This window comes from Paenibacillus nuruki, from assembly GCF_963311185.1.
GTDB classification, from domain to species: domain Bacteria; phylum Bacillota; class Bacilli; order Paenibacillales; family Paenibacillaceae; genus Saccharibacillus; species Saccharibacillus nuruki.
The window spans coordinates 737,209-760,851 of sequence record NZ_OY725677.1 but is presented as its reverse complement, the minus strand read 5'-3'; the positions used below and the strand labels follow the sequence as shown (position 1 = coordinate 760,851).

15 protein-coding genes are annotated in these 23,643 nt (G+C 40.0%); 1 reads left to right on the top strand and 14 read right to left on the bottom strand.

The window, feature by feature from the left end:
• Positions 1-140: 140 nt before the first annotated feature.
• The 13 genes from addA to lepA all read right to left on the bottom strand — a co-directional run bounded on the left by addA (position 141) and on the right by lepA (position 21,859).
• Positions 141-4,310, bottom strand: a complete 4,170-nt coding sequence (gene addA, locus RCP16_RS03410) for a helicase-exonuclease AddAB subunit AddA (RefSeq protein WP_308641680.1) — start codon at positions 4,308-4,310, stop codon at positions 141-143.
• Entirely contained in the window at positions 4,307-7,858 is a 3,552-nt protein-coding gene (gene addB / locus RCP16_RS03405; RefSeq protein ID WP_308641679.1) for a helicase-exonuclease AddAB subunit AddB, read from the bottom strand. The genes addA and addB overlap by 4 nt, the downstream gene beginning before the upstream one ends.
• A gap of 394 nt (positions 7,859-8,252) precedes the next feature.
• Entirely contained in the window at positions 8,253-9,623 is a 1,371-nt protein-coding gene (locus RCP16_RS03400) for a class I SAM-dependent rRNA methyltransferase (protein ID WP_137220784.1), read from the bottom strand.
• A 45-nt stretch (positions 9,624-9,668) separates the two neighbouring features.
• Positions 9,669-10,457 (bottom strand): 16S rRNA (uracil(1498)-N(3))-methyltransferase, encoded by a 789-nt coding sequence (locus RCP16_RS03395; RefSeq protein WP_308641678.1) that lies wholly within the window; start codon positions 10,455-10,457, stop codon positions 9,669-9,671.
• A gap of 161 nt (positions 10,458-10,618) precedes the next feature.
• A complete protein-coding gene (locus tag RCP16_RS03390; RefSeq protein ID WP_308641677.1) occupies positions 10,619-11,302 on the bottom strand; it encodes a site-2 protease family protein in 684 nt (227 codons plus the stop codon).
• Between the two features lie 3 nt (positions 11,303-11,305).
• Positions 11,306-12,274 (bottom strand): 50S ribosomal protein L11 methyltransferase, encoded by a 969-nt coding sequence (gene prmA, locus RCP16_RS03385; protein ID WP_069329846.1) that lies wholly within the window; start codon positions 12,272-12,274, stop codon positions 11,306-11,308.
• 152 nt (positions 12,275-12,426) lie between these two features.
• The gene (gene dnaJ, locus RCP16_RS03380) at positions 12,427-13,548 is read right to left on the bottom strand and encodes a molecular chaperone DnaJ (protein WP_069329847.1); all 1,122 of its coding nucleotides are present in this window, start codon (positions 13,546-13,548) and stop codon (positions 12,427-12,429) included.
• A 214-nt stretch (positions 13,549-13,762) separates the two neighbouring features.
• Entirely contained in the window at positions 13,763-15,607 is a 1,845-nt protein-coding gene (gene dnaK, locus RCP16_RS03375; protein ID WP_069329848.1) for a molecular chaperone DnaK, read from the bottom strand.
• 93 nt (positions 15,608-15,700) lie between these two features.
• On the bottom strand, positions 15,701-16,306 hold the full coding sequence (gene grpE, locus RCP16_RS03370; protein WP_273594460.1) for a nucleotide exchange factor GrpE: 606 nt from the start codon (positions 16,304-16,306) through the stop codon (positions 15,701-15,703).
• A gap of 61 nt (positions 16,307-16,367) precedes the next feature.
• Positions 16,368-17,399: a heat-inducible transcriptional repressor HrcA gene (gene hrcA / locus RCP16_RS03365; RefSeq protein WP_069329850.1), complete on the bottom strand. Its 1,032-nt coding sequence runs from the start codon at positions 17,397-17,399 to the stop codon at positions 16,368-16,370.
• Between the two features lie 187 nt (positions 17,400-17,586).
• Complete coding sequence (locus tag RCP16_RS03360; RefSeq protein ID WP_069329851.1) at positions 17,587-18,057, bottom strand: N-acetyltransferase; 471 nt, start codon at positions 18,055-18,057, stop codon at positions 17,587-17,589.
• Positions 18,058-18,643: 586 nt separating this feature from the next.
• Positions 18,644-19,834, bottom strand: coding sequence for a radical SAM family heme chaperone HemW (gene hemW, locus RCP16_RS03355; protein WP_069329852.1), 1,191 nt, complete (start codon positions 19,832-19,834; stop codon positions 18,644-18,646).
• 210 nt (positions 19,835-20,044) lie between these two features.
• Positions 20,045-21,859 (bottom strand): translation elongation factor 4, encoded by a 1,815-nt coding sequence (gene lepA / locus RCP16_RS03350; RefSeq protein WP_069329853.1) that lies wholly within the window; start codon positions 21,857-21,859, stop codon positions 20,045-20,047.
• Positions 21,860-22,080: 221 nt separating this feature from the next.
• Here lepA and rpsT point away from each other — a divergent pair, with 221 nt between their 5' ends.
• Positions 22,081-22,353 carry a 30S ribosomal protein S20 gene (gene rpsT, locus RCP16_RS03345; protein ID WP_069329854.1) on the top strand — a complete coding sequence of 91 codons (273 nt, stop codon included), beginning with the start codon at positions 22,081-22,083 and terminating at the stop codon, positions 22,351-22,353.
• Positions 22,354-22,620: 267 nt separating this feature from the next.
• On the opposite strand, the gene holA is transcribed toward rpsT, so the two are convergent.
• The gene (gene holA / locus RCP16_RS03340) at positions 22,621-23,640 is read right to left on the bottom strand and encodes a DNA polymerase III subunit delta (RefSeq protein WP_069329855.1); all 1,020 of its coding nucleotides are present in this window, start codon (positions 23,638-23,640) and stop codon (positions 22,621-22,623) included.
• Positions 23,641-23,643 lie beyond the last annotated feature (3 nt).

The following is a 23,643-nucleotide window of genomic DNA, read 5'->3' as shown; positions in this document are numbered from 1 at the left end:
ATCGAATCAAAGGAAGTTTGTCATCTCATAGACTAGCTTCAAAATGCCATTAGTCTTATGGACAACAAACCACCTTTTTGGTTTACCATTTTAGATTGATGAATGAAAAAGAGTTAGGTTATTTAGTATGTTAATCCTGTTTAGATTTCTATCGCTTCGTTAATGTCGAAGAAATACAACCATAATTGATCGACTTTCCAATGCAAAGAATCTTGAATCGCTTGCGCATACAGCTGAAGTTGAATACGATAACGATCTTTCAGCGCTTCTATACCTCCATGGGTATCTACTACACGATCGGTTTTGTAATCGACAATGATCCATCGATTATCAATCTGGAAAATGCAATCGACTATTCCCTGTGACAAAATCTTATCACCGGCATCATTGATCGGAATACCATAACTAAAGGCTAATTCTCGTCTGATCTCTGTAGCTTGCAACATTTGTTGACCGAGCGATGTTGCGAAAAAAGCAACGATCTCATTCGCATGTACGCTATCCGCTTGATCCTGACGTAGAATTTGGCGCTGAACCAGATCTGCTTTGGTCTGTTCAACTATCTTGACATCTACATATCCCTGATCTAAAGGCACTCGCTGCATGACAGTATGATATGCGGTTCCACGTTCTGCTCCGCTTAGACCACGTTGTTCCATAAATTTAGGACGTTGCAATTTGAGTGTACTTCCATCTGCTTGGTGATCGATCGCACCAGACAAAGTAGCTGATTGCTGAGAAGATACATCTGTTTGCAATCTATTCGATACAGGCCCAGCTGAAGAGGTCTGATCATCTGTCTGATTTTCCAGCAGTATACCTGCCCGCTGTAAAATAGTGCTCATCAAAAATGGATTAGCCCCTTTGACTTGTGGGACATCTATTATGGATTGATCTTGATGCTGGTCAGTATAACGTCCAATCATAACCCGTTGATCCAGAGATTCATGGATACCGTCTACAGCTGGAGATTCTTCTGAAACCAATTGTCGCTTGATTTCACTAATCGTTGTTTTGGCAGCAATATGAGTCGATAATTCATATGGATACTGCCATGACAGTCTTTGTTCGACTTCTTTCGCGTTCACAGACGTATCAACATCTTCAACAGCGAGATCATGATTATTTTCAAAATCAGTCACAGGCTGTACCTGTTCCCCATCTGCAATCTGTTGCAAAGCAATCCACTTGGGATCATGTTCGCGCAAAGCTGTTATCGATTGCTCGGTATCTTCTGTTTTCGATTGTAATTGACGACTATCCAGAATGGTAATGCTCCACGGTGTTGGATCATCTGCCAAGCAAGCTGAATAAGGCCCTGCCGCAATTTCGTTACGCTCACGGAATACAGAAGCCGTACGATGACGCATTAATGCTGGACCCACCCAATCAAGATACGTCCGACTTTTGGCTAATACATAATCAGGCAGTTGCAAATGATCAGAGTTCTGAACCTGACTCCATGCCGAGATTTTTTTGTCGATATCTTTGACTGTTCCGATCATAATCAGTTTGTCCCGAGGACGAGTTAATGCTACATAAAGGACACGCATTTCTTCTGCTAATAACTCTGTGGCTGTACGACGACGAATCGCCAAATTCGGTAATGTTGGATAACTCACACGTGTATCTTCATCTACAAATTTAGGGCCGAATCCTAATTCTTTGTGCATCAAAAAAGAAGTATTTAAATCTTGCATATTGAACATTTTGGACATGCCTGCTAGAAACACAACTGGAAACTCTAGACCTTTACTTTTATGAATAGTCATAATTCGAATCGCATTTTCTTGACCATCGACCGAAGCTGTAGCTCCTAGATCACCATCTGTATCTTGCAGACGACGAATAAAACGCATAAACCGAAATAGTCCTCGTGAAGATGTAGACACTTCAAATCGGCGAGCACGATCATATAGTATTCGTAAATGATGTTGACGTTGCAATCCTCCAGGTAAACCAGCTAACCAGTCGAGATAACCTGTATCCCGGTAAATACGCCAGATCAGATCACCTAGCTCACCTTCTCGTGCTGCTAGTCGCCATTGATTCAATTGTTCAAGAAAATGAAGTAACTTGTAACTCCATTCTTCCGGTTGTTCTTGCATATGTTCAGCCGCTAACATCATAGCTTGATAATACGAAGTGTCTTTGCCAAATAAACGAATGGTCGCCAATTGATCTTCATTCAAACCAACAATCGGTGAACGCAGTACAGAAGCCAGTGGGATATCTTGTTGCGGATTATCAATTACAGCTAACAAAGATAGAATAATCTTTACTTCCACTGCTTCAAAAAATCCTTGATTCAATTCGCTATATGCAGGGATACCTTCACGTTGCAATTCCTCTAATATGAGTGGTGCCCATGCTGCGGTTGATCGTAGCAAAATAACCATATCGCGATATTCAGCCGGACGTAACCCATCGACCGATTTATCATAAATCATCAATGGTATGCCATCAGGCTCTACCATTTCACGTACTCGTACAGCAATCGCTTGTGCTTCTAAGCGAGCAGATTCCATTTCCGAGACTTCGCTATTGCCATATCCCTCACTATCATTACTGTCATCTGCATTGTTGTAGTCAGAACTTGCTCCACTTCCTGCACGATCAATAATCCAGCATTCTGGTGCATAGGCAGTTTCGTCACCCGGTGGATAAGTTGCACCAGCTACTAATTCTGCTCGCTCATCGTATTCAATTTCTGCTACTGTTTTATTCATAATCTGTCTAAAAATCATATTAACAGCATCGACAACTTGATGACGGCTACGGAAGTTACGAGAAAGATCGATTCGTCGTCCTTCTCCTTCCCAATCGTCTTGATACTTCTCATATTTATCTAAAAACAGCCCCGGTTCTGCCAGACGAAAACGATAAATACTTTGCTTCACATCACCAACCATAAAGCGATTTCCTACCGTGTCTCGTGAAATGAGCTGTACTAATTCTTCCTGTACAGAGTTAGTATCTTGATACTCATCGAGCATCACTTGATCAAATCGTTCACGATATTCCAAAGCGACTTGTGAAGGAATCACATGCTCAGGTGTAGAATCGGCATGACGTAATATATGAAGAGCGTAATGTTCTAGATCGGCAAAATCGACCCATCCTTTACGCTGTTTCTCCTGTTGATACTTTTGACTAAAACGAATTACCAATTCTGTTAATTCTTTCATCAATGGAAATGTTTCACGTAATTCTTGAGCAAACTCATCAGGAGTTCTACCGAAAAATAAATTTTTGATCTCAGCTAACGATTTTTTCGCATTTTCACGCAATTGTTTAACAGTTTCTTGTAATTGAGGATCGATTCCCTCTTTGCGTACTGCTTTTAATTTACCGAAAGCCGCGCTTTGGAAAACGGTATACAATTGCTCCCACGGCTGCACAGTCATTGCAGATTGAAGAGTATGAATCACTTCCAGATCATCTCGTAGACTATCTGCATAAGCTACAGGTCCACCCGGTAATAATGCTGTATCTATCGCTTGATGTAGCACCGCTTGAATACCTTCTAATGTCAAAGCAATATCAGTCATAATATTCTGTACCCATGACGTATTTTGCAATGAAGACCCATCGGTTACATCGAATTCAGCCGCTGTTCGCTCTAACCAGTATTCAGGCCATGGATGACTACGTGCAAAATGATAAAGGCGCTCTACCAACACCAAAGCGGCATCATCACTTCGCTCTCCACCGAACCAGTTCATTAAGCGGTAAAATTGCTTATTATCACGCTCTTCTTCTTCGGTATACTTTTCTTCAAATAGTTCAGTTAACAATTCTTCCCGCAAAATATCACATTCATTAGCAGTCGCTATCCGAAACCCCGGATCTAACGGAATCATCGAATAATAACGTTGAATAATTTCTAAACAAAAAGAATGTAGCGTCGTGATCGATGCTTGGCTTAATAAAGCCAATTGTTGACGCAAATGATCATCTTCCGGGCGACGCAATACTTCTTTGTCCAGAGCAGCACGTATCCGTTGTCTCATTTCAGTTGCGGCTGCTTTGGTAAAGGTAGCTACTAACATCCGATCCACATCCATTGGATGAATAGGGTCGGTTACTTGACGAATAATACGCTCCACAAGAACAGCTGTTTTACCCGAACCTGCCGCTGCTGCAACCAGCATATTTCCACCGTCCAGAGAGATCGCTTTCCACTGATCATCGGTCCATGTACTCTGTTCAGGCTTAGGCATTTCATTTCTAACAGGCAATGGTTGATCATGATCTGCGAATAAATGATCTATCGATTCATTATTGTCGTTATCGTTGTTATGGATCATGAAGGTGAATCTCCTTTCTGGTAGTCATGACGGTTTTGTAAAAGTTCCCATGTCTCGTTTTTGCCCGGTTTTTGTAGTAATTTATATTGATTATCTTTTAACGTTTCATCGAATTGGCAGACCGATTTGTAATCACAGTAATCACATGCTTTTTCTTGTTCTATACGATAAGGTGTAATCTGTGTTGTACCATCTGTGATCTGCGTCCCAATTTCTTGAGCCGTCTGACGCACATTACGAAGCAATTCTTGCCACTGCTCTCCTGTGGCTACTGCTGAACTGCTGTAAAATCCTCCATCTGCTTTGACAGCTACAGGAAGAATCGCAGAATATCCTTTATCCAGTTCTGTATCCATTTTGCCAATCACATCACGGTCTGCAAGAAGTAATCCTTTCATTTTGAAACGCTTGAGCATTTCTTGTTCGGATTGTTGCATACTTAGCCCGTTCCCTGCTTGTAGCATCGGATTATGCACATGGAAATAAAGAGCACCTGCTGGTTGTGCCGATTGACCTAATTGTTGTTCTGCATGAGTTAGCAATACATCCAGATACGTCAGCATTTGCAAAGCAAGTCCGTAATAGACTTCATGCAATTTGAGATCGGTTTGACTGGATTTGTAATCGATAATCCGTAGCAATAATGTATCATCACCTTCAGCAACATCCACCCGATCAATTCGTCCTACAATCTCCATCGTACATCCATTTTCAAGGGTAAAACGAAGCGGTGGCCATTGTCCATTCGGTCCAAATGCCAGCTCTAAATAAAGTGGCTCAAAATCTCCACGGCGTGCTTGCTCTCCCAACATAATCGAAGCACGACTCACAATCTCACGCAATTTACGTGAAATATAATTGTATCGTTTGGAACTGGAAAGAATCTGTCCTTGCAGACGTGGGATATGCTTATCTACAGCTTCATAAGCAATTTCTACACACTCTTCACGAGTCAATTCTCCCCATGCCCGTCCTTGCTCTTTCAGTGTAGTGGCAAGATCGGTTAATGAAGCATGGAATAACTGTCCAATATCAGGTGCTTTCAACCGATACTCTTGGCGTTCTCGCAATCGTAATCCACGGGAAGCAAAGTGAGCGAAAGGACAAGAAACAAACTGCTCCATGCCTGATACACTGGTACGTAACGTCTGCCCGTATAAATGCCGACTGGTTTCCGTTTCTAATAATTCGCCTGTATTTCTATAAAATAAAGATTGAACTAACATACTGATCTGCGGTCGCCATGCTTCACGTGCTGTATACCAATTCAATACATGCCACCATGAATCTGCAATCGTTGTTCCACGACTCCATTCCCGTAACTGTGCTATTACATGTGGTAACGTTGTAGTTGGTGTAGTCACATATCGCAAAGATTCTATATCATTAGATTGAGCAGATAATGGAGTAGTAGCAACTTGTTCTTGTAAAAAAGGAAATAATTTATGCACATTCGTAATCACTTCAGAAGGCAAAAGTCCTTTATCTTCATCGTCTGTCAATGCATAACTAAGCCATAATTTGGAACTGGCTACCGTTAACGCATGATAGATCAAAAATTGCTCATTTAACAAAAGACGCTTACTACCTGGAGACAGCTCTAAACCACCTTCCAACATATTGGTTCGTTCCGGTTCACTCAAAATACCACTGTCTGGAAATAGTGAAGGCACAATCCCTTCATTCATGCCCAAAACGAATGCATATTTGATATCCATCGGACGAGTACGATCCATAGAACCGATCAACACCTGATCAATCGCTGGAGGAACAATCCCTAGACGGATGCCGCTTAATCCTGTTTCCAGTAAGCCTGCAAAAGTTCCCAGATCTATAGCATCTTCTGCCATAATATCCACCATCTGATCCAGTAAATCGATAATTTCTCCATAGATCTGTATATGTTCACGCGCACGTAATGGATTGCCTTGCGCCGTGGCTGTTGTACTCATATGTTCCAAATGCATCGCAATCTGACAATCTTCCAGTAGCTGATACAGAGCGATACACATTTCTTTGGCATGTTTTGCTTTTTTGATTCGTTTTTCAAATCGGTACAATGGTTCCACTACTAACTGACGTGCTTGTTGCATGCGTTGTCCTTCAGCTAATTCACGTTCGCTAATTTCTTTAACTTCATCCCCCGCTTCGAGTGAAAGGCTAGGAATACCTTTCCACGGATGTCCATCTGTCCAACGTGATCCATGAATCCCAGAAGCCAACACCACATTTTCCAAACGATCAATATCTTCTGTAGTGACACGTCCATCATCTGGAAGTAATAGCCCTGTCTTGATACAGCGGAATACATCTTCATACCGCCAAAAATATTGCACAATATCCAGTGCTGAACGTATAAACTCTGCTAAAGGATGTTGTAAAATGCTACGTTTCTGATCGAGAAAATAGGGAATTTCATAGTCTTGTAGTAGTGGTGCAATAATATGTTCATAATCTACTAATTGACGTACAAAAACGCCCATCTCTTGCCAGCGTGCACCTTCTTCACGAGCCAAACGAATCATTTCGCGAAGCGCACTCTCCACTTCTGAACGACGATCAGGAGCAGCATACGTATGAATATCTTGACGTTCATTTACCTGCTTCACATACGGAGCTTGTTGCCAGCGGTGAGATGAACGATACGCATTTTCCAAATGAGCAAGCTGTGGACTGGATTGAAAACGAACAGGAACATCTATAGGATTCTCCGAAAGATTTTCAACATCTATAGTAAACGATTCATCAATCGCTGTAGCGTACTGCTTTAACTTGATATACGTTGTAGCAGTCTGATGGAAAAGCTCTAGCTCATGAGGAGGCTCACCATCATAAGGACGATCCAATGTTAACGCAATCGTGACAGAATTGGCTTTTTGCAATAAAGCTGTAATCACAGCATATTCTTGTGGAGTAAAGCTATGAAATCCATCTATCCAGATATCGATATTATGCAGCACCTGTGATTCTGGAATCGCCAAAGCCAGATCTGTTAACGTATTTTCCCCATCTACATATAACCCTTGCAGATTCTGTTCAAAATCTTCATAAATACGTTGTAGATCATGCAATTTATCAATTAACAACGGTGAGCGCGCCGAAGTGGATAAACGTTCACTATATTCCGTTAACTGTTCTAATGTAATTGTATGACGCTTAAATTCATTATATAATTCGCTTAATTTGCCGATAAAACCAAACTGATCGCTAGATGTACCAAACATCCGTAGTTGCGATTGATGTCGCTGAATTAATCGATAAAGAAGCATTTTTTTACCTTCTTCACCGATCGGTGTTTTGGCACTGCCACCTACATCTTGAAGCACCCAATTAGCTAAGCGTCGAAAACCGTACGTTTGCACACGTACATTTCCTTTCGATTGATTGGAACGAACAAGTGCATATTGAGCTTGAAAAGAACCCTGTTCAGGAACTAATAACAAGATAGGTGGCCCATCAGGTTGTTGTGTAATTTGATCAATAATTCGATTAGTAATTGTGGTCGTTTTGCCACTTCCAGAGCGACCTAATAAAAAATGCAATGGCATGTGAGTTCACCCTTATTTATTGTAGTATAGTCTTCACGATGCATAAAAATTGTTCCACAAGACAAGAACAAATGTTCCCTTTATTATAAAGGAATAGATGTAGATATGTAAATCCCCTCCGGTTCAACCGTACAGTGTGTACATGTTTCACAGAAGGGGATATTGTAGATCATTGCAAATGCAGTTATATATTCATCATTTGATACCGAAAAACATGAATTACAGAGCCTCAATATATCTACAATCTATAGTTTATTACACTCCAAAGCTTATATATTAACAACCGATATATAATATACAATTTCAGATAACATATAACTTTAGATTCAAAAACAAGAAATAGATTATTCAGCTCATGATATGACTTTTATAATAACGAACTTAACCTTATGATTTAAAATGTTTTGCTACGCACTTCAAAAATAGCGAATTTCAAATAATGCCCTTCTTCTACACCCAAAATTTGCGGATGATCTTTACCTGCTGCACGCCATTCAATGAGACGTAATACTTTACCCGCATCTTTAGCTGCATCTTGAATCGTCTCCAAAAATAGATCAGGACGCATATGATACGAACAACTAGCAGTGACTAGATAACCACCTTCATTTACAAGCTTCATTCCGTGTAAATTGATATCTTTATATCCACGAACAGCACCAGCTACAGCACTTTTCGTTTTGGCAAAAGCAGGCGGGTCCAAAATAACAACATCCCATGAACGTCCACCAGAAGCAGTCATCGGTTTGGACGTATCTTGTTTGCTATCTGTGCTACTACGTAATTGACGCTCATCTAATCCTTTAGCATTACGGCGCAAATAATCAAAAGCATCATCCACTACAAATTCAACACGATCTTCAAATCCATTTAAACGTACATTTTCTTTGGCACTTTCGATTGCGTGTGCTGAGATATCAAGGCAAGTTACTTTTTTGGCTCCATAATGACAAGCATGTAGCGTAAAGCTTCCTGTATGTGAAAAGCACTCTAACACATTAGCTCCATCCCAATAAGGGAAATCGACAATTTTACCATTGCGATTCATAGGCTTATGCGTCATATGCCCATCTACTTCAACTTCAGTCAGCTCAATTCCACTACGATCTCCCCAACCTAACATCAGTGGAGCAATTGAAGCACGATTTTCACGCTGATCGAAGAAATAACCTGTTTTTTGACCTTCTACAATATCCACTTCAATCAATAGACCATTTTCTGTAACCGTTACATGGCGAGGACATTCTCCATATAACACACCGGTGACTTCTTCTAGCCCTTCTAATTTGCGTACAGATACATCGCTACGCTCATAGATACCTAATGGCTGCATAACTTGTACCAATGCATCAATAATCGATTGACGGCAAGCATCCATACCTAACGTCAATAACTGGACAACCAATACTTCTCCAAAGCGATCTACGATTAAGCCAGGTAAAAAGTCTGCTTCACCGTAGACTAGACGATATGCATTTTCTGTAGGCAAAAAACGATGACGATGCTTAAGACAACGAGTGAATCGCTCTACAAAAAAAGCAGTATCCATTTCTTCTAAAGGCTGATACGACACTACCCGCACTGTGATCTGAGAAGCTGGATTATAATATCCAGTTGCCAAAAAGCGCTTCTGATGCGTCAATACACTCACTAATTGCCCGGGAATAGGATCTCCTTCAACCGAAGCAATCTCATTTTGAAAAACCCACGGGTGAGCTTGTTCTAATCTTTTTTTACGCTTGGGTTGCAATATAACACTTGCCAATAGTATTCCACTCCTTCTTCTATACCTGTTTATTGTTTAAGCTCTTTATACGTTGTTAGCGCTCATTTCGCCTGTTTCATACATGATACAGGCTAGTGCTGTCATGGCAGCGGTCTCTGTACGTAAGATACGTCTTCCTAGACCTGTAGCTACTGCACCACTTGCTTCGGCTGCTGCTACTTCTTGCTCGCTGAATCCACCCTCAGGTCCGACAACAATCATGACACGAGTCACTTGATTAGAAGCATGATGATGATCTGCTGTTAACGATTGTGCAAAAGGTTGAACCACATCACGAAGTTGATGCCCGTTCTCTTTTTCATAACAAAAACAGATCAAATCGTAATCTGCAAATTGCTTCAATAATTGTTTCCACGATACAGGTGATTCGACCAGCGGAATACGACTACGATGACTTTGTTCTGCTGCTTCTTTAGCTATTTTGCTCCAACGCTGAATCCGTTTTACTTCTTTACGTTCATCATATTGAACAACTGTACGTTCAGACAAAAAGGGTAGAAAAGAAGATGCACCGATCTCTGTACATTTCTGAATCACACTTTCCATTTTGTCTGCCTTGGGCAAACTCTGAGCAATCGTCACAAATAGATTAGGCTCTCCATGCTGTTCTAATGTTTCTACGATCGACGCAGTAACTACGCCTTCGGCAAGTTCTGTAATTTCAACCAATACATCTAGAGATTGACCGTTACAAGCAATCACTTGATCGCCTACACGGGATCGCATCACTCGACTAATATGACGCGCATCTTCACCAGTAATACGCACTTCTTGTTCGTCAAACTGGTCTGCGGGTACAAAATATCGCTGCATACTTCATCTACTTTCTATGTGCATTTGATAACGTGCTAACTCAAGTTAATATCATACAACTTTTAAAGGGACAGGGCTAGGTGTAATGTATCGTTCACCTGCTTCTGTCCCTTTATGATGATGCTTATTACTCATTGGATTGCATAACTATATCATTAGCTTTAGCCACCGAAAATAGTTCTGGCAAACGTATAAAAGCTACCTGACATTTGTCCTGCCAAATCATATAACGGAGAAATAGTAACTGCACGTAGAGGCTGTATAAATACAAGGAGCAAAAATAATAACATCGCCCATTGTTCTAGCCGTTGCAATTTAGCACTTTGACGTGGTGGTAACCAATCGCTTAGTATCCGATAGCCATCTAAAGGTGGTAAAGGAATCAAGTTGAATATAAACAAGAAACAGTTCATTAACACCATATATTGTACAAATGTAAAAATAGCTTCGTCTATACGAGTATTAGCAAAAGAACCGATCACGCCAAAATAATTCAAAGCATAATAGACAATAATTGTAACAAGTGCTAATACTAAATTACTGATTGGCCCTGCCGCAGAGACAATAATCCCCATCAGACGTGGATTTTTGAAATTTTCACGAGTGACAGGTACAGGCTTCGCCCAACCAAAACCAGCAATCAATAACAAAATAATACCTAACAGATCAATATGCACCGCAGGATTAAGACTAACCCGTCCTAACAAGCGAGCAGTTGGATCGCCGAACTTATTGGCAAAATAAGCATGCGAAAATTCATGTACTGTAAATCCGATTACTAATGCCAATACGTAAAAAGGTAGTACATCTAACCGTACAAATAATAAGTTGTTCAAAAAATCCATTACTTACCTCTTTCTCGCAACAAAGGCAATCCAATCTTCATCCCGATGTGCGCCTTCAATAATAAATCCGGCAGCTTCTAAAGCTTCACGAACAACATCTTCTTTATTTTTATAAATACCTGATGCGATATATACACCATCTGGTGTTAGTGCTTCATACACATCTTCAATAAATAACAAAATAATTTCAGCTAAAATATTAGCCACTACCACTTGCACAGGTAAAGTTACATTCAGCTTGGTTGTTGCATCTGCTTTGAGCACAGATAACAGATCACTTTCAAATACAGTGATTTCTTGCTCTAATCCATTCAAATGTGTATTTTCTTTGGCACTAGATACAGCTACCGGATCAAGATCAAGGGCAAGCACGCTTTTTGCTCCTAATTTGATCGCTCCAATTGCCAGAATACCTGATCCTGTACCGACATCAATAACTTCTTCTCCGCCTTTGATAACAGTCTCAAGTGTACGTAAGCAAAGTGATGTTGTAGGATGGGTTCCTGTACCAAAAGCCATACCGGGATCTAATTCAATAATCTTTTCGATATCACTTTCAGGAGTATAATCTTCCCATGTTGGCTTAATCGTTAGACGCTCAGACACACGAATAGGCTTGAAATACTGTTTCCATGCATTTGCCCAATCTTCTTCGTCTACTGTTTTGAAAGACATCTCTGCTGTACCGACTTCAATATCAAATTCATGAAGTTGTGCAATACGTACACGCACTTCTTCCATCAATGTATTCATATCCGTTTCTTCTGCAAAATAACCTTGCACCACTGCTAATCCTTCTGGAATATCGTTAAGCGGAAGTTCATACCATTGTCCATATGAAGTATCGCGTGGCTTATTCAGTGTGCCTGATTCTTCAATCGCTACACCACCAGCTCCAGCTTCATGCAGAAAGTTGGAAATCATTTCTACTGCTTGCTCTGTTGTATGTATAGTTAATTCATGCCATAACATTATTCATTTCCCCCTAATAGTGAAACATACGTACGATTTATTGTACTACATCTGGACTGAACAATTCAAAATTCTCTTTCATACCTTGTAAATGCCTGAATGAAAAGCCCGGCTCATAAAGAACCGGGCTTTCTATTTAGACATGTTAGCACTTAATCACCGCGGAAAGCACGTTTTACACGATCAAAGAAAGATTGCTCATTTTCATGAGTATGCTCACCATTAAGCGCTCCAAATTGACGAAGTAAATCTTTTTGCTCTTCGCTTAGATTGCTTGGTGTAACCACAACTACCTTAATATGTTGATCCCCTTGACCTACACCACGTAGACGAGGAACACCTTTTCCTTTAAGACGGAAATACGTTCCTGTTTGCGTACCCGCAGGGACTTTGATTTTCACTTTTTCATTCAATGTAGGAACTTCGATCTCATCACCCAAAGCAGCTTGAGCAAATGTAATCGGAATTTCACAGTAAATATCATCATCTTCACGTTCGAAGAAATCATGCGGTTTAACGCGGAATACGATATATAGATCACCTGGAGGACCTCCACGTGAACCACCTTCGCCTTCACCGTTAACTCGCATTTGTGCGCCATCATCTATACCCGCTGGAATGCGAACATTGATTTTGCGTTGTTTTTGTACACGACCTGTACCGCTACAAGTATTACATTTCTCTTCAATGATTGTACCTGTACCTCCACAGTTAGAACAACTGCGACGGTTGACCATACGACCGAATGGTGTATTTTGTACCACTTCTTCTTGACCACTACCATGACATACAGAACATGTTTTAGGTTGAGTCCCTTTTTTGGCACCTGTTCCATTACATGTATCACAATTTTCACTACGGTTAATTGTAATATCTGTTTCTTTACCGAATACAGCTTCTTTAAATTCAATAGTCATCGTATATTGTAGGTCATTACCACGTTGTGGAGCGTTCGGATCACGCTGTCTTCCACCGCCACCAAAGAACATATCGAAGATATCGCCGAATCCTCCGCCACCTGCTGAGAATCCGCCTCCGCCCATACCTTGGTTCGGATCGACATGACCAAATTGATCATATTGAGAACGTTTAGAAGAATCGCTTAATACATCATAAGCTTCTTTAACTTCTTTAAACTTCGTTTCTGCATCTGCTTCTTTGTTTACGTCTGGATGATATTTACGGGCTAGCCCACGATATGCTTTTTTAATTTCATCATCGGAAGCACTTTTGCCTATACCTAGTACTTCATAATAATCGCGCTTATCTGCCATCGTTCCACCTCGACTCCTTGTCATATAATCGTATCAATCTCACACAGTATTCAAGTGTATCCTTATAAACAAACGAAAGTCAAAGCACGGGATGCCCCGGCTTTGACCTTCCCACTTCATAAATGTTATTTATTCCGTGCTGTGGTATAGATATTTTGCTTTGCAAAAATCTTTCTCTTATTACACTTTGTTGCACTTATAATGCCAAGTGCTATTACTCTTTATCTTTTTTCTCGTCTTCGTCAACCACTTCGTACTCAGCGTCAACAACGTTATCTTTTTGAGTTGTTGTGCCTTCAGCACCTTCAGCTGCTTGACCTTCTTGTGCAGCTTGCTCATACAATTTAACAGCAAGAGCTTGAGCCACTTCGCTTAGCGCTTCTGTAGCAGATTTGATTGCTTCTACATCGTCGCCTTCCAAAGCAGTTTTCAATGTTTCTTTCGCTGCATTTGCTTTTTCAACTTCAGCCGCATCTGCTTTTTCGCCAAGATCTTTGATTGTTTTTTCAACAGAGTAGATCAATTGGTCACCACTGTTTTTAACTTCAACCAATTCTTTACGTTGACGATCTTCGTCAGCATGAAGTTCAGCGTCTTTCATCATGCGTTCAACTTCATCATCGCTCAAACCGCTAGAAGAAGTGATCGTGATTTTTTGGCTCTTACCTGTACCTTTATCTGTAGCAGATACGTTAACAATACCATTCGCATCGATATCGAAGGTAACTTCGATTTGCGGTACGCCACGAGGAGCAACAGGAATATCACCCAACATGAAACGACCCAATGTTTTGTTACCTGCTGCCATTTCGCGTTCACCTTGAAGGACATGGATTTCTACGCTTGTTTGGTTATCAGCATATGTGGAATATACTTGTGATTTACTTGTAGGGATCGTTGTATTACGCTCGATCATTTTAGTAAATACGCCACCTGCTGTCTCAATACCAAGAGACAATGGAGTTACATCCAACAAGACAACGTCTTTAACGTCACCAGTCAAGACACCTGCTTGTACAGCAGCACCCAATGCTACAACTTCATCCGGGTTAACGCCTTTATGAGGATCTTTACCTGTTAATTTTTTGATTGCTTCTTGTACAGCTGGAATACGTGTAGATCCACCAACCAATACAATTTTATCGATTTCGCTAGCGCTTAGACCAGAGTCTTTGATCGCTTGACGAGTAGGTCCAAGTGTACGCTCAACCAATGGAGCAGCTAATTCTTCGAATTTAGCACGAGTTAAGTTTACTTCTAAATGCTGAGGTACGCCATCTACAACAGTGATAAACGGAAGAGAAATGGTTGTTGTTAATACACCAGACAATTCTTTTTTCGCTTTTTCAGCTGCATCTTTTAGACGTTGTACTGCTGCTTTATCTTTGCTCAAGTCCAAGCCTTGATCTTTTTTGAATTCACTTACCAAATAGTCGATAACCACTTGGTCAAAGTCATCACCACCAAGGTGATTGTCACCACTGGTTGCTTTTACTTCAAAGAATCCGTCGCCTAGTTCAAGGATCGATACGTCAAACGTACCGCCACCAAGGTCATAAACAAGGATCGTTTGATCTTCTGATTTTTCCAAACCGTAAGCTAAAGCTGCTGCTGTAGGCTCGTTGACAATACGAAGTACTTCAAGACCTGCAATTTTACCAGCATCTTTAGTAGCTTGACGTTGGCTATCGTTAAAGTAAGCAGGAACAGTGATAACGGCTTGAGTTACTGTTTGACCCAAGTATGCTTCTGCATCTGATTTTAATTTTTGCAAAATCATTGCTGAAATTTCTTGTGGGCTGTAGCTTTTCTCATCGATCGATTCTTTGTGATCTGTACCCATATGACGTTTGATAGAGCTGATAGTACGGTCAGGGTTAGTGATGGATTGACGTTTTGCTGTTTCACCAACAATACGCTCACCGTCTTTTTTGAAACCTACAACAGAAGGAGTTGTACGTGCACCCTCTGGATTTGGGATAACGACAGCTTCGCCGCCTTCCATTACTGCTACACATGAATTTGTTGTACCTAAGTCAATACCAATTACTTTACTCATCGTAAAACTTCCTCCTAGCATCTATTTAATATATTTTTAAAATGTTGGTAATTATTAATGTATAAAAAGGATATAGCCAATTAAAAGTTTGTATTAGCTACTTACTTTAACCATTGCCGGGCGAAGTACTTTATCTTTCAGTACATAACCTTTTTGTAATTCTTCAACAACGATACCTTCTTCATGCTCGTCAGACTCAACTTGCATTACCGCTTGGTGAAGTTCAGGGTTGAATGGTTGCCCTACAGCGTCCATTTGTGTCAAGCCTGCTCCTTTAAGCACTTCGTCTAATTGACGGAAGATCATATCAATACCTTTGTTAAATGATTCCAACTCAGGGCTTTCTGGCTTAGTTGCCATTGCGCGTCCAAAGTTATCAACAACCGGAATCAACTCGGTAATCAATTGCTCGGAAGCATATTTCGCCAAGTTTTCTTTTTCTTTCTGTGTACGACGACGGAAGTTATCAAAATCCGCTTGAGCACGTAGAACACGTTGTGTCTGCTCGTCTAGTTGCGCCTGTACACGTTCTAATTCAGCTTTGGATACCATTTCATCAGAACCCATATCGGCTGTTGTAGAACCTTCTGTTGCCTCAGGAGCAGGTACTTCGCTCTCTACCGCTTCAGTTTCTGTATGATTAACCGGGATTTCTTGCTCCGATTGATTATTTTCTTGAAAGGATTGCTCTTTATTCAAGATTGTTCACCTCCTTAAAATACTTAAATACAGATCATTATTTATATTGAAATAGTATCTACTAACGATACCAGTGATTCAAAATTTTAGTCATATCACGAGATAACACATTTAAAATACCGATTACTTTGGCATATTCCATTCGTGTAGGTCCCAGTATACCAATCGTTCCTAACGATTCGCCATTCACTTCATACGTAGCTGTAATCAGACTACAATTTTCAAACGCTTCATGTCGATTCTCTGTACCTATACGTACTTGAATACCATTTGGTGCCGAAGCTTCTGTAATTATTTTGGAAAGTGTCGGGGTTTCTTCTAACAAATCAAGAATACTTTTCACTTTATCCATATCTTTGAATTCCGGTTGGATCAGCATATTGGTTGCACCGCTCAAGAAAATCTTCTGTTCTTGATCTTGATCAAATGCAGCATTCAGTGTGCTCATTACTTCTTCATAATGATTCATATGGCGCTGCATCTCTTCACCAATTTCGGAAAAGATACGTGATTTTAATTTATACAGAGGCACACCAATCAATTTGCTATTTAGTAAATTGACGACTTGTTCCAAATCGGAAACAGCTACACCTTCTGGAATACTGATTTTACGATTTTCAACTTGTCCGGTATTCGTAACTATAATCGCAAGTGCCGTCTGGTCATCCAGTGAGATTAACTGAAAATGACGTAATGATGTATTAAACACTTCAGGCCCTAATAGAATCGAAGTATAGTTTGTCATATGGGACAAAACCATCGCAGCATGTTGTATAACCTGCTCTGCTGCTGTTAATTTCTCTGTAAAAAATTGTTTGAGTTCTTTAACATCTGAAGCGCCTACCGGTTGAAAAGGAGTCAGATGATCCACATAATAACGATATCCTTTATGAGAAGGAATACGTCCAGCTGAAGTATGCGGCTGTTCTAGAAAACCTAACTCTTCTAGATCCGCCATTTCATTCCGAATCGTAGCCGGGCTGTATTGCACATCGCCACGCTTGGATATACTACGGGACCCGACAGGCTCTGCCGAACGAATATAATCATCCACTATCGCATTTAGAATCATCTTTTGACGCTCGGTTAACATGTAGTTCCCTCCTTCTAAACATATCCAGTTTGATATCAATCCAAGTTCATTCTGCTCTATCATCGTTAGCACTCAATCAACATGAGTGCTAACGACTAATACAAAAATACCAAACTGACTCGATTATTGTCAAGTTAGTTTGGCTGATTTTTAATATATATTTGATGAATATGCTTACTTTTTTTGATTATACGGCAATAACTTTCAACACAGCAATTTCATCGCAACAATGTTGTTTGGGACAATGCACACAATCCGTCCATACCTTTTCAGGGAAAATGCTGGTATCTACGACTTCAAATCCATTCTTTTTGAAAAAAGAAACTTCATACGTTAATGCCATCACTTTAGGCAATTTTCTAGCTGCTGCATGTTCAAGCAGAGTATCGACTAACTTTGAACCTATTCCTTGACCTTTATGTCCATCTGAAATACCCAACGAACGAATCTCAACCAAATCTTTGCCTAATTGACAAAGTGATCCACAACCGACTAATTCATTATCGATTTCAGCGACAACAAAATGTCTCAATTGACGTTGCAATGCCTCACGAGAACGGGGAAGCATAATCCCTTGCTCGGCATAACCTGCAATCATCTGATACAGTGGCTCTACATCTTCAAGTACTGCTGCTCTACAAGTAACTACGGCAGGCATATAGCTTTCCTCCTCATGAGGTAATGCGGATCAATCGGTATCATTTAGCGATTTTCTTATCATCCGTATAACCGTTTCATTTTTTAGTTTAGATTTTCATTCATTTATTTTTAAAATAGCTTTGATTTGAAATAGAAATGTTTATTTGAATTTGGTTTGTAAACTGTAGCTATTATGCTACAAATTTGAATCTTATAAGAGAATACGTATAAATATACATTAAGATGAATGATATTTCAATAGATTTTCAGAAGAAAAAGATATAAATATTATCGGACAAACACTCTATTTTTCTTTATAGCTGAATTCTTTATATTCTACCTATTTCGAGATAATATTCATATTTTCTATATTAAAGCTCAGATATACAAGTATTTTCTGTATATCATTGCTTCTGCTTTCGCTATACTTGTACAACAAACTTCAAATGAATGCAATAGGTTATATACCATTTAACCAAATGAGTACTAATTATTCATGTCACTGCATAATTTTTATGTTATTTTCGATTTTATGATCTACTTTTATGTAAAATACAAACAAAAAACCTGAAGAATTTCTCTTCAGGTTCTTAATTTAATGAATATTATTTTGCAGTTTCTGCTTCTTGTACTAGACTGCCTACAAATTCACCGAACACATCATTACCAAACAGCAGACCTTTTTCGCTTAATTTATACCCTTCTGCTGTGGGTTCTATCAATGCTAGACGTAACAATTTCTCAATTTGTGGGCGGAAAATATCATCTAGCTGTGCTCCGTTAAATTGACGAACAAAGCGTTCTTTGGAGACACCTTGTAATAACCGCAGACCCACCATCATAAAGTCTTCCATCGCTTCTTCACGATCCACTTCAAAATGTTCTAATCGTGGTAAGCCTTTCATAGCCGCTTCATTGTAAGGATTTACGCCTTTAATATTCATATGACGTTTACCTCCTACATAACCATGTGCTCCTGCTCCAAGACCGTAATAATCTTCATTATGCCAGTACGTAGTATTATGCCGACTACTATAACCCGGTTTGGCAAAGTTACTGATTTCATACTGCTCGTAACCGGCTTTTTTCATCCGCTCCATCAGAAGCAAATACATATTCAACTCATCATCTTCATCAGGCAAAGGAAGTTGGTTTTTTTGGAACATGGTATGGAACAATGTGTTTTCTTCCACTTTTAAGCTATAAATTGAATAATGAGGCAAATCCAATTCTAGCGCACGATCAATACTGTACGACAGCATTTCAAGTGTCTGATTCGGCAAACCAAACATCAAATCAATCGATAGATTATTTAGCCCCACTTTACGTGCATTTTCCAGACTGCGATACACATCATCAATATTATGAATACGTCCGATACCTGTTAACAGCTCATTTTGAAAAGCCTGTACGCCAAAGCTTACTCGATTGACGCCGCCTGCTTTCATGATTGCCATTTTTTCCAAATCCGTTGTACCTGGATTGGCCTCCATCGTAAATTCTATATTTTCTGACCAATTTGGAAAATGCTTACGGATCGATTGTAAAAAGTATTCCATTTCATCGTTTTTGAGAACGGTTGGTGTTCCGCCGCCGACGAAAATCGTATCAATGACTCCGGGTGGAGTCTGTTGTACTGTATATTCCATCTCACGTTCTAACGCCCGTAAATAATCCATTACCGGCTGATCTTTAAGAACATAAGAATTAAAGTCGCAGTAAAAACACTTATTGGTGCAAAAAGGAATGTGCATATAGATCGCACGGGGCGCGTCGTTTTGTACATTACTATTCATGACTCTTTTCCTCCCCGTTTGTGGATATTTGGTAGTGCCCAGCACTTATGGTGCCAATTGCTAGGACAAAAGGGAAAGCCTTGCGGCTCTCCCCGAATGATCCTAGTATTGCAGTTGTGGTAAAAAAACTAAACGAACGTAAGATATTTTACTTTACAAAAATCACTTTTGATTCAAATAGAGAAAGTCACGCTTATATTGCCAAGCGCTTTAATCATCGATTTTCAGTACTGCCATAAATGCTTCTTGAGGCACTTCGACATTACCGACTTGTTTCATCCGTTTTTTACCTTCTTTTTGCTTGTCTAGCAATTTACGCTTACGTGAAATGTCACCGCCATAACATTTAGCCAATACGTTTTTACGCATCGCTTTAACGGTTTCGCGGGCAACAACTTTGGTTCCTACTGATGCTTGGATCGGAATCTCAAACATTTGGCGAGGAATCAATTCACGTAATTTTTCACAAATAATCCGTCCACGATGATAAGCACGCTCACGGTGAACGATAAAGGACAAGGCATCAACTTGCTCGCCGTTTAGCAAAATATCCATTTTTGCCAAGTTCGACTTACGATATCCAGACACTTCATAATCAAATGAAGCATATCCTTTAGTACTTGATTTCAATTGGTCAAAAAAGTCATATACGATCTCTGACAAAGGTACTTGGTACGTAATCGTTACACGTGTAGTATCCAAATATTCCATGTTGATAAATTCGCCACGCTTGTTCTGACACAATTCCATGACTGTACCTACATAATCATTCGGCACAATAATAGATGCTTTCACATAAGGCTCTTCTACATATTCGATTTTACCCACTTCTGGATAGTTCGAAGGGTTATCAATCGTCATGACATCGCCATTGGTCAATGTTACTTTGTAAATAACACTTGGAGCCGTTGTAATCAATGGAATATTGAACTCACGCTCAATACGCTCTTGAATAACATCCATATGCAGAAGTCCTAAGAATCCACAACGGAATCCAAAACCTAATGCACTTGAAGATTCAGGCTCAAAACTTAGCGACGCATCATTTAATTGCAATTTCTCCAACGCTTCACGTAGATCGATATAATCGGATGATTCGATTGGATACAATCCGCAATATACCATCGGATTGATTTTACGGTAACCTGGTAAAGGTTCTAACGTAGGATTTTTAGCATCGGTTACCGTATCACCTACACTGGTATCGCCAACTGTTTTGATCCCGGCAACGATAAATCCTACATCTCCAACATTCAATTCATCGACTATCGCCATACGTGGCATAAATGCCCCTACTTCGATAACTTCGAATTCTTTTCCTGTTGCCATCATTTTAATTTTGGAACCTGATTTGATTTTGCCATTAATGACACGAATATAGACAATAACGCCTTTATACGGATCATAATGAGAATCGAAAATCAATGCTTTAAGCGGCTCATTCGGATCACCTGTAGGTGCAGGAACTTTTTGTACAATCTGCTCTAAGATGTCTTTAATCCCGATTCCTGCTTTGGCAGAAGCCAGTACAGCATCGCTTGTGTCCAGTCCAATAACATCTTCTACTTCTTTCTTCACCCGTTCAGGATCAGCACTAGGAAGATCGATTTTGTTGATGACTGGCAAAATTTCTAAATTGTTATCTAACGCTAAATACACGTTAGCTAACGTCTGAGCTTCGATACCTTGCGCCGCATCGACGACAAGCAAAGCGCCTTCACAGGCTGCCAGACTACGAGATACTTCATACGTGAAATCGACGTGTCCCGGTGTATCAATCAGATTTAGCAGATACTCCACACCATCATCTGCTTTGTACACAAGACGAACGGCTTGTAATTTGATCGTGATTCCACGTTCACGTTCCAAGTCCATTTGATCAAGTACTTGTGCTTGCATCTCACGCGAAGTGAGCGCGCCTGTATATTCCAAAATACGGTCAGCCAAAGTGGATTTACCGTGGTCTATATGCGCAATGATTGAGAAATTACGAATTTTTTGTTGTCTTACTGACATATCAGTCATGCCTTACCCCCAACACAAGCCTGAAATATACTGCTGATTATTGAAAAAAATCAACAATCCCATTAATCCATTTATTATAGCAGTTGAGCGATTTTACAGCAATCCCACATCTCAAATATCATTGACTATAGTCAATAATGGTATTGCATTTGATTAGGGTACATGATAGAATATTTAAAGTTGTGAAGAATACGTATATGCTCTACAGGAGGTGAATGTAATTGCCTAACATTAAATCCGCGGTGAAACGTGTAAAAACTAATGAAAAACGTCGTATGTTGAATGCTTCTCACAAGTCTGCTCTTCGTACAACAGTTAAAGCTGCTGATACTGCACTTGTGAATACTGATGTAGAAGCTGCAAAAGCTGCTGTAATGGCTGCTTCTAAGAAGCTTGATAAAGCTGCTACTAAAGGTCTTGTCCACAAAAATGCGGCTGCTCGCAAAAAATCTCGTTTGGCTAAAAAACTAAACGCGATTTCTAGCCAAGGCTAAATTTCGTGCAACAGATTGTTGAATGTATTCACAATCTGCATATAATAAACCCCTGCATCGGCCATTCCGAGCAGGGGTTTATTTTGTTAGTTTGCTAGGGTGAGCTTGGGATACTGATACTATCCATGCACATCTACTTTTTATATTTACCAAAATATGATTGTAACAAAAAAAGGCTGCACCACAGATAATATACATTCTGGGTAAGCCTTTTTTGTGTGAAATAAGATAAATTTATGATAAACAGTAGTGCCTACCTCAAAAGGATCAAGCTCCTAAACGCAACAAAAACATTTCTAACCCTAATACTTTGTCGATCGCGCCTGTTTTCATCTGATAATCCAATCTACCCAAATGTGCTAAAATCGAGCGTAATTTCTGACTATCAAATTTACGAGCTTGTTCACCGGCTAACTTAACGACATAAGGATGTAGGCTCAGTTGAGAAGCCATCTGTTGTTGCGAATAATTCTGCCCCGCTAGCTCTTTTACCTGCAACATAATCCGAAATTGACGAGCAATCAGAGCCGCAATCTTGATCGGTTCTTCACGCTGTTTCAGTAGATCATAAAAAATAGTCAATGCTTGTTCTAAACGAACAGCTGCAATCTGTTCTACTAAAGCAAACACATTTTGCTCTGTACTGCGCGCAACAAGGTGCTGTACATCCTCTACCGTGATGACACCGCCTTTGCCAGCGTGTAAGCATAACTTGTCCATCTCGGCAGCTAGAATACCCAATCCAGTACCCGCAGACTGTACAAGTGCTTCTGCGGCTGTTGTAGAACATTCACATTCTAACTTTTTGGCATGACGAATCAACCATTGTAACAATTCATCTGCACCCATTGGTTGAAAAGGCAATATACACGCTGATGATGATTTAAGCGCTTTGACAATTTTTTTGCGCTCATCTAACTTTTCGCCCTGTACCCAAAAAATAATAATGCTATATTCAGCGGGGTGTTCCATGTAACGAAGTAAAGAATCGATGCGATGCTCGATTTTGGTATCTTTGCCTGCTGTTAGTACAGAAGAGTCTCTGACAATCATCACTTTACGAGGCACCATAAAGGGAATCTCTTCTGCTTCTTCGATAACGGTCTCTAGCGGTGTTTCTGCAAGATCATATTGAGCTAGAGCAAAATCTTTATGCTCGGGTTCAATTAATTGCGAAGTCGCAAAATCAATAAACTCACGAATACGATATTTTTCGTTGCCATAACATACATAAATAGCGGCTGGATTATTATTTTTAATTTCTTTACTTGCTGTTTTTAAGTCCATCTT

Excerpts from the sequence above, each read along its gene's own strand:
- addA (WP_308641680.1), bottom strand. The coding sequence starts at position 4,310 with ATGATCCATAACAACGATAACGACAATAATGAATCGATAGATCATTTA.
- addB (WP_308641679.1), bottom strand. The coding sequence starts at position 7,858 with ATGCCATTGCATTTTTTATTAGGTCGCTCTGGAAGTGGCAAAACGACC.
- RCP16_RS03395 (WP_308641678.1), bottom strand. The coding sequence starts at position 10,457 with ATGCAGCGATATTTTGTACCCGCAGACCAGTTTGACGAACAAGAAGTG.
- RCP16_RS03390 (WP_308641677.1), bottom strand. The coding sequence starts at position 11,302 with ATGGATTTTTTGAACAACTTATTATTTGTACGGTTAGATGTACTACCT.
- prmA (WP_069329846.1), bottom strand. The coding sequence starts at position 12,274 with ATGTTATGGCATGAATTAACTATACATACAACAGAGCAAGCAGTAGAA.
- dnaJ (WP_069329847.1), bottom strand. The coding sequence starts at position 13,548 with ATGGCAGATAAGCGCGATTATTATGAAGTACTAGGTATAGGCAAAAGT.
- dnaK (WP_069329848.1), bottom strand. The coding sequence starts at position 15,607 with ATGAGTAAAGTAATTGGTATTGACTTAGGTACAACAAATTCATGTGTA.
- hrcA (WP_069329850.1), bottom strand. The coding sequence starts at position 17,399 with ATGTTAACCGAGCGTCAAAAGATGATTCTAAATGCGATAGTGGATGAT.
- RCP16_RS03360 (WP_069329851.1), bottom strand. The coding sequence starts at position 18,057 with ATGCCTGCCGTAGTTACTTGTAGAGCAGCAGTACTTGAAGATGTAGAG.
- hemW (WP_069329852.1), bottom strand. The coding sequence starts at position 19,834 with ATGAATAGTAATGTACAAAACGACGCGCCCCGTGCGATCTATATGCAC.
- lepA (WP_069329853.1), bottom strand. The coding sequence starts at position 21,859 with ATGACTGATATGTCAGTAAGACAACAAAAAATTCGTAATTTCTCAATC.
- holA (WP_069329855.1), bottom strand. The coding sequence starts at position 23,640 with ATGGACTTAAAAACAGCAAGTAAAGAAATTAAAAATAATAATCCAGCC.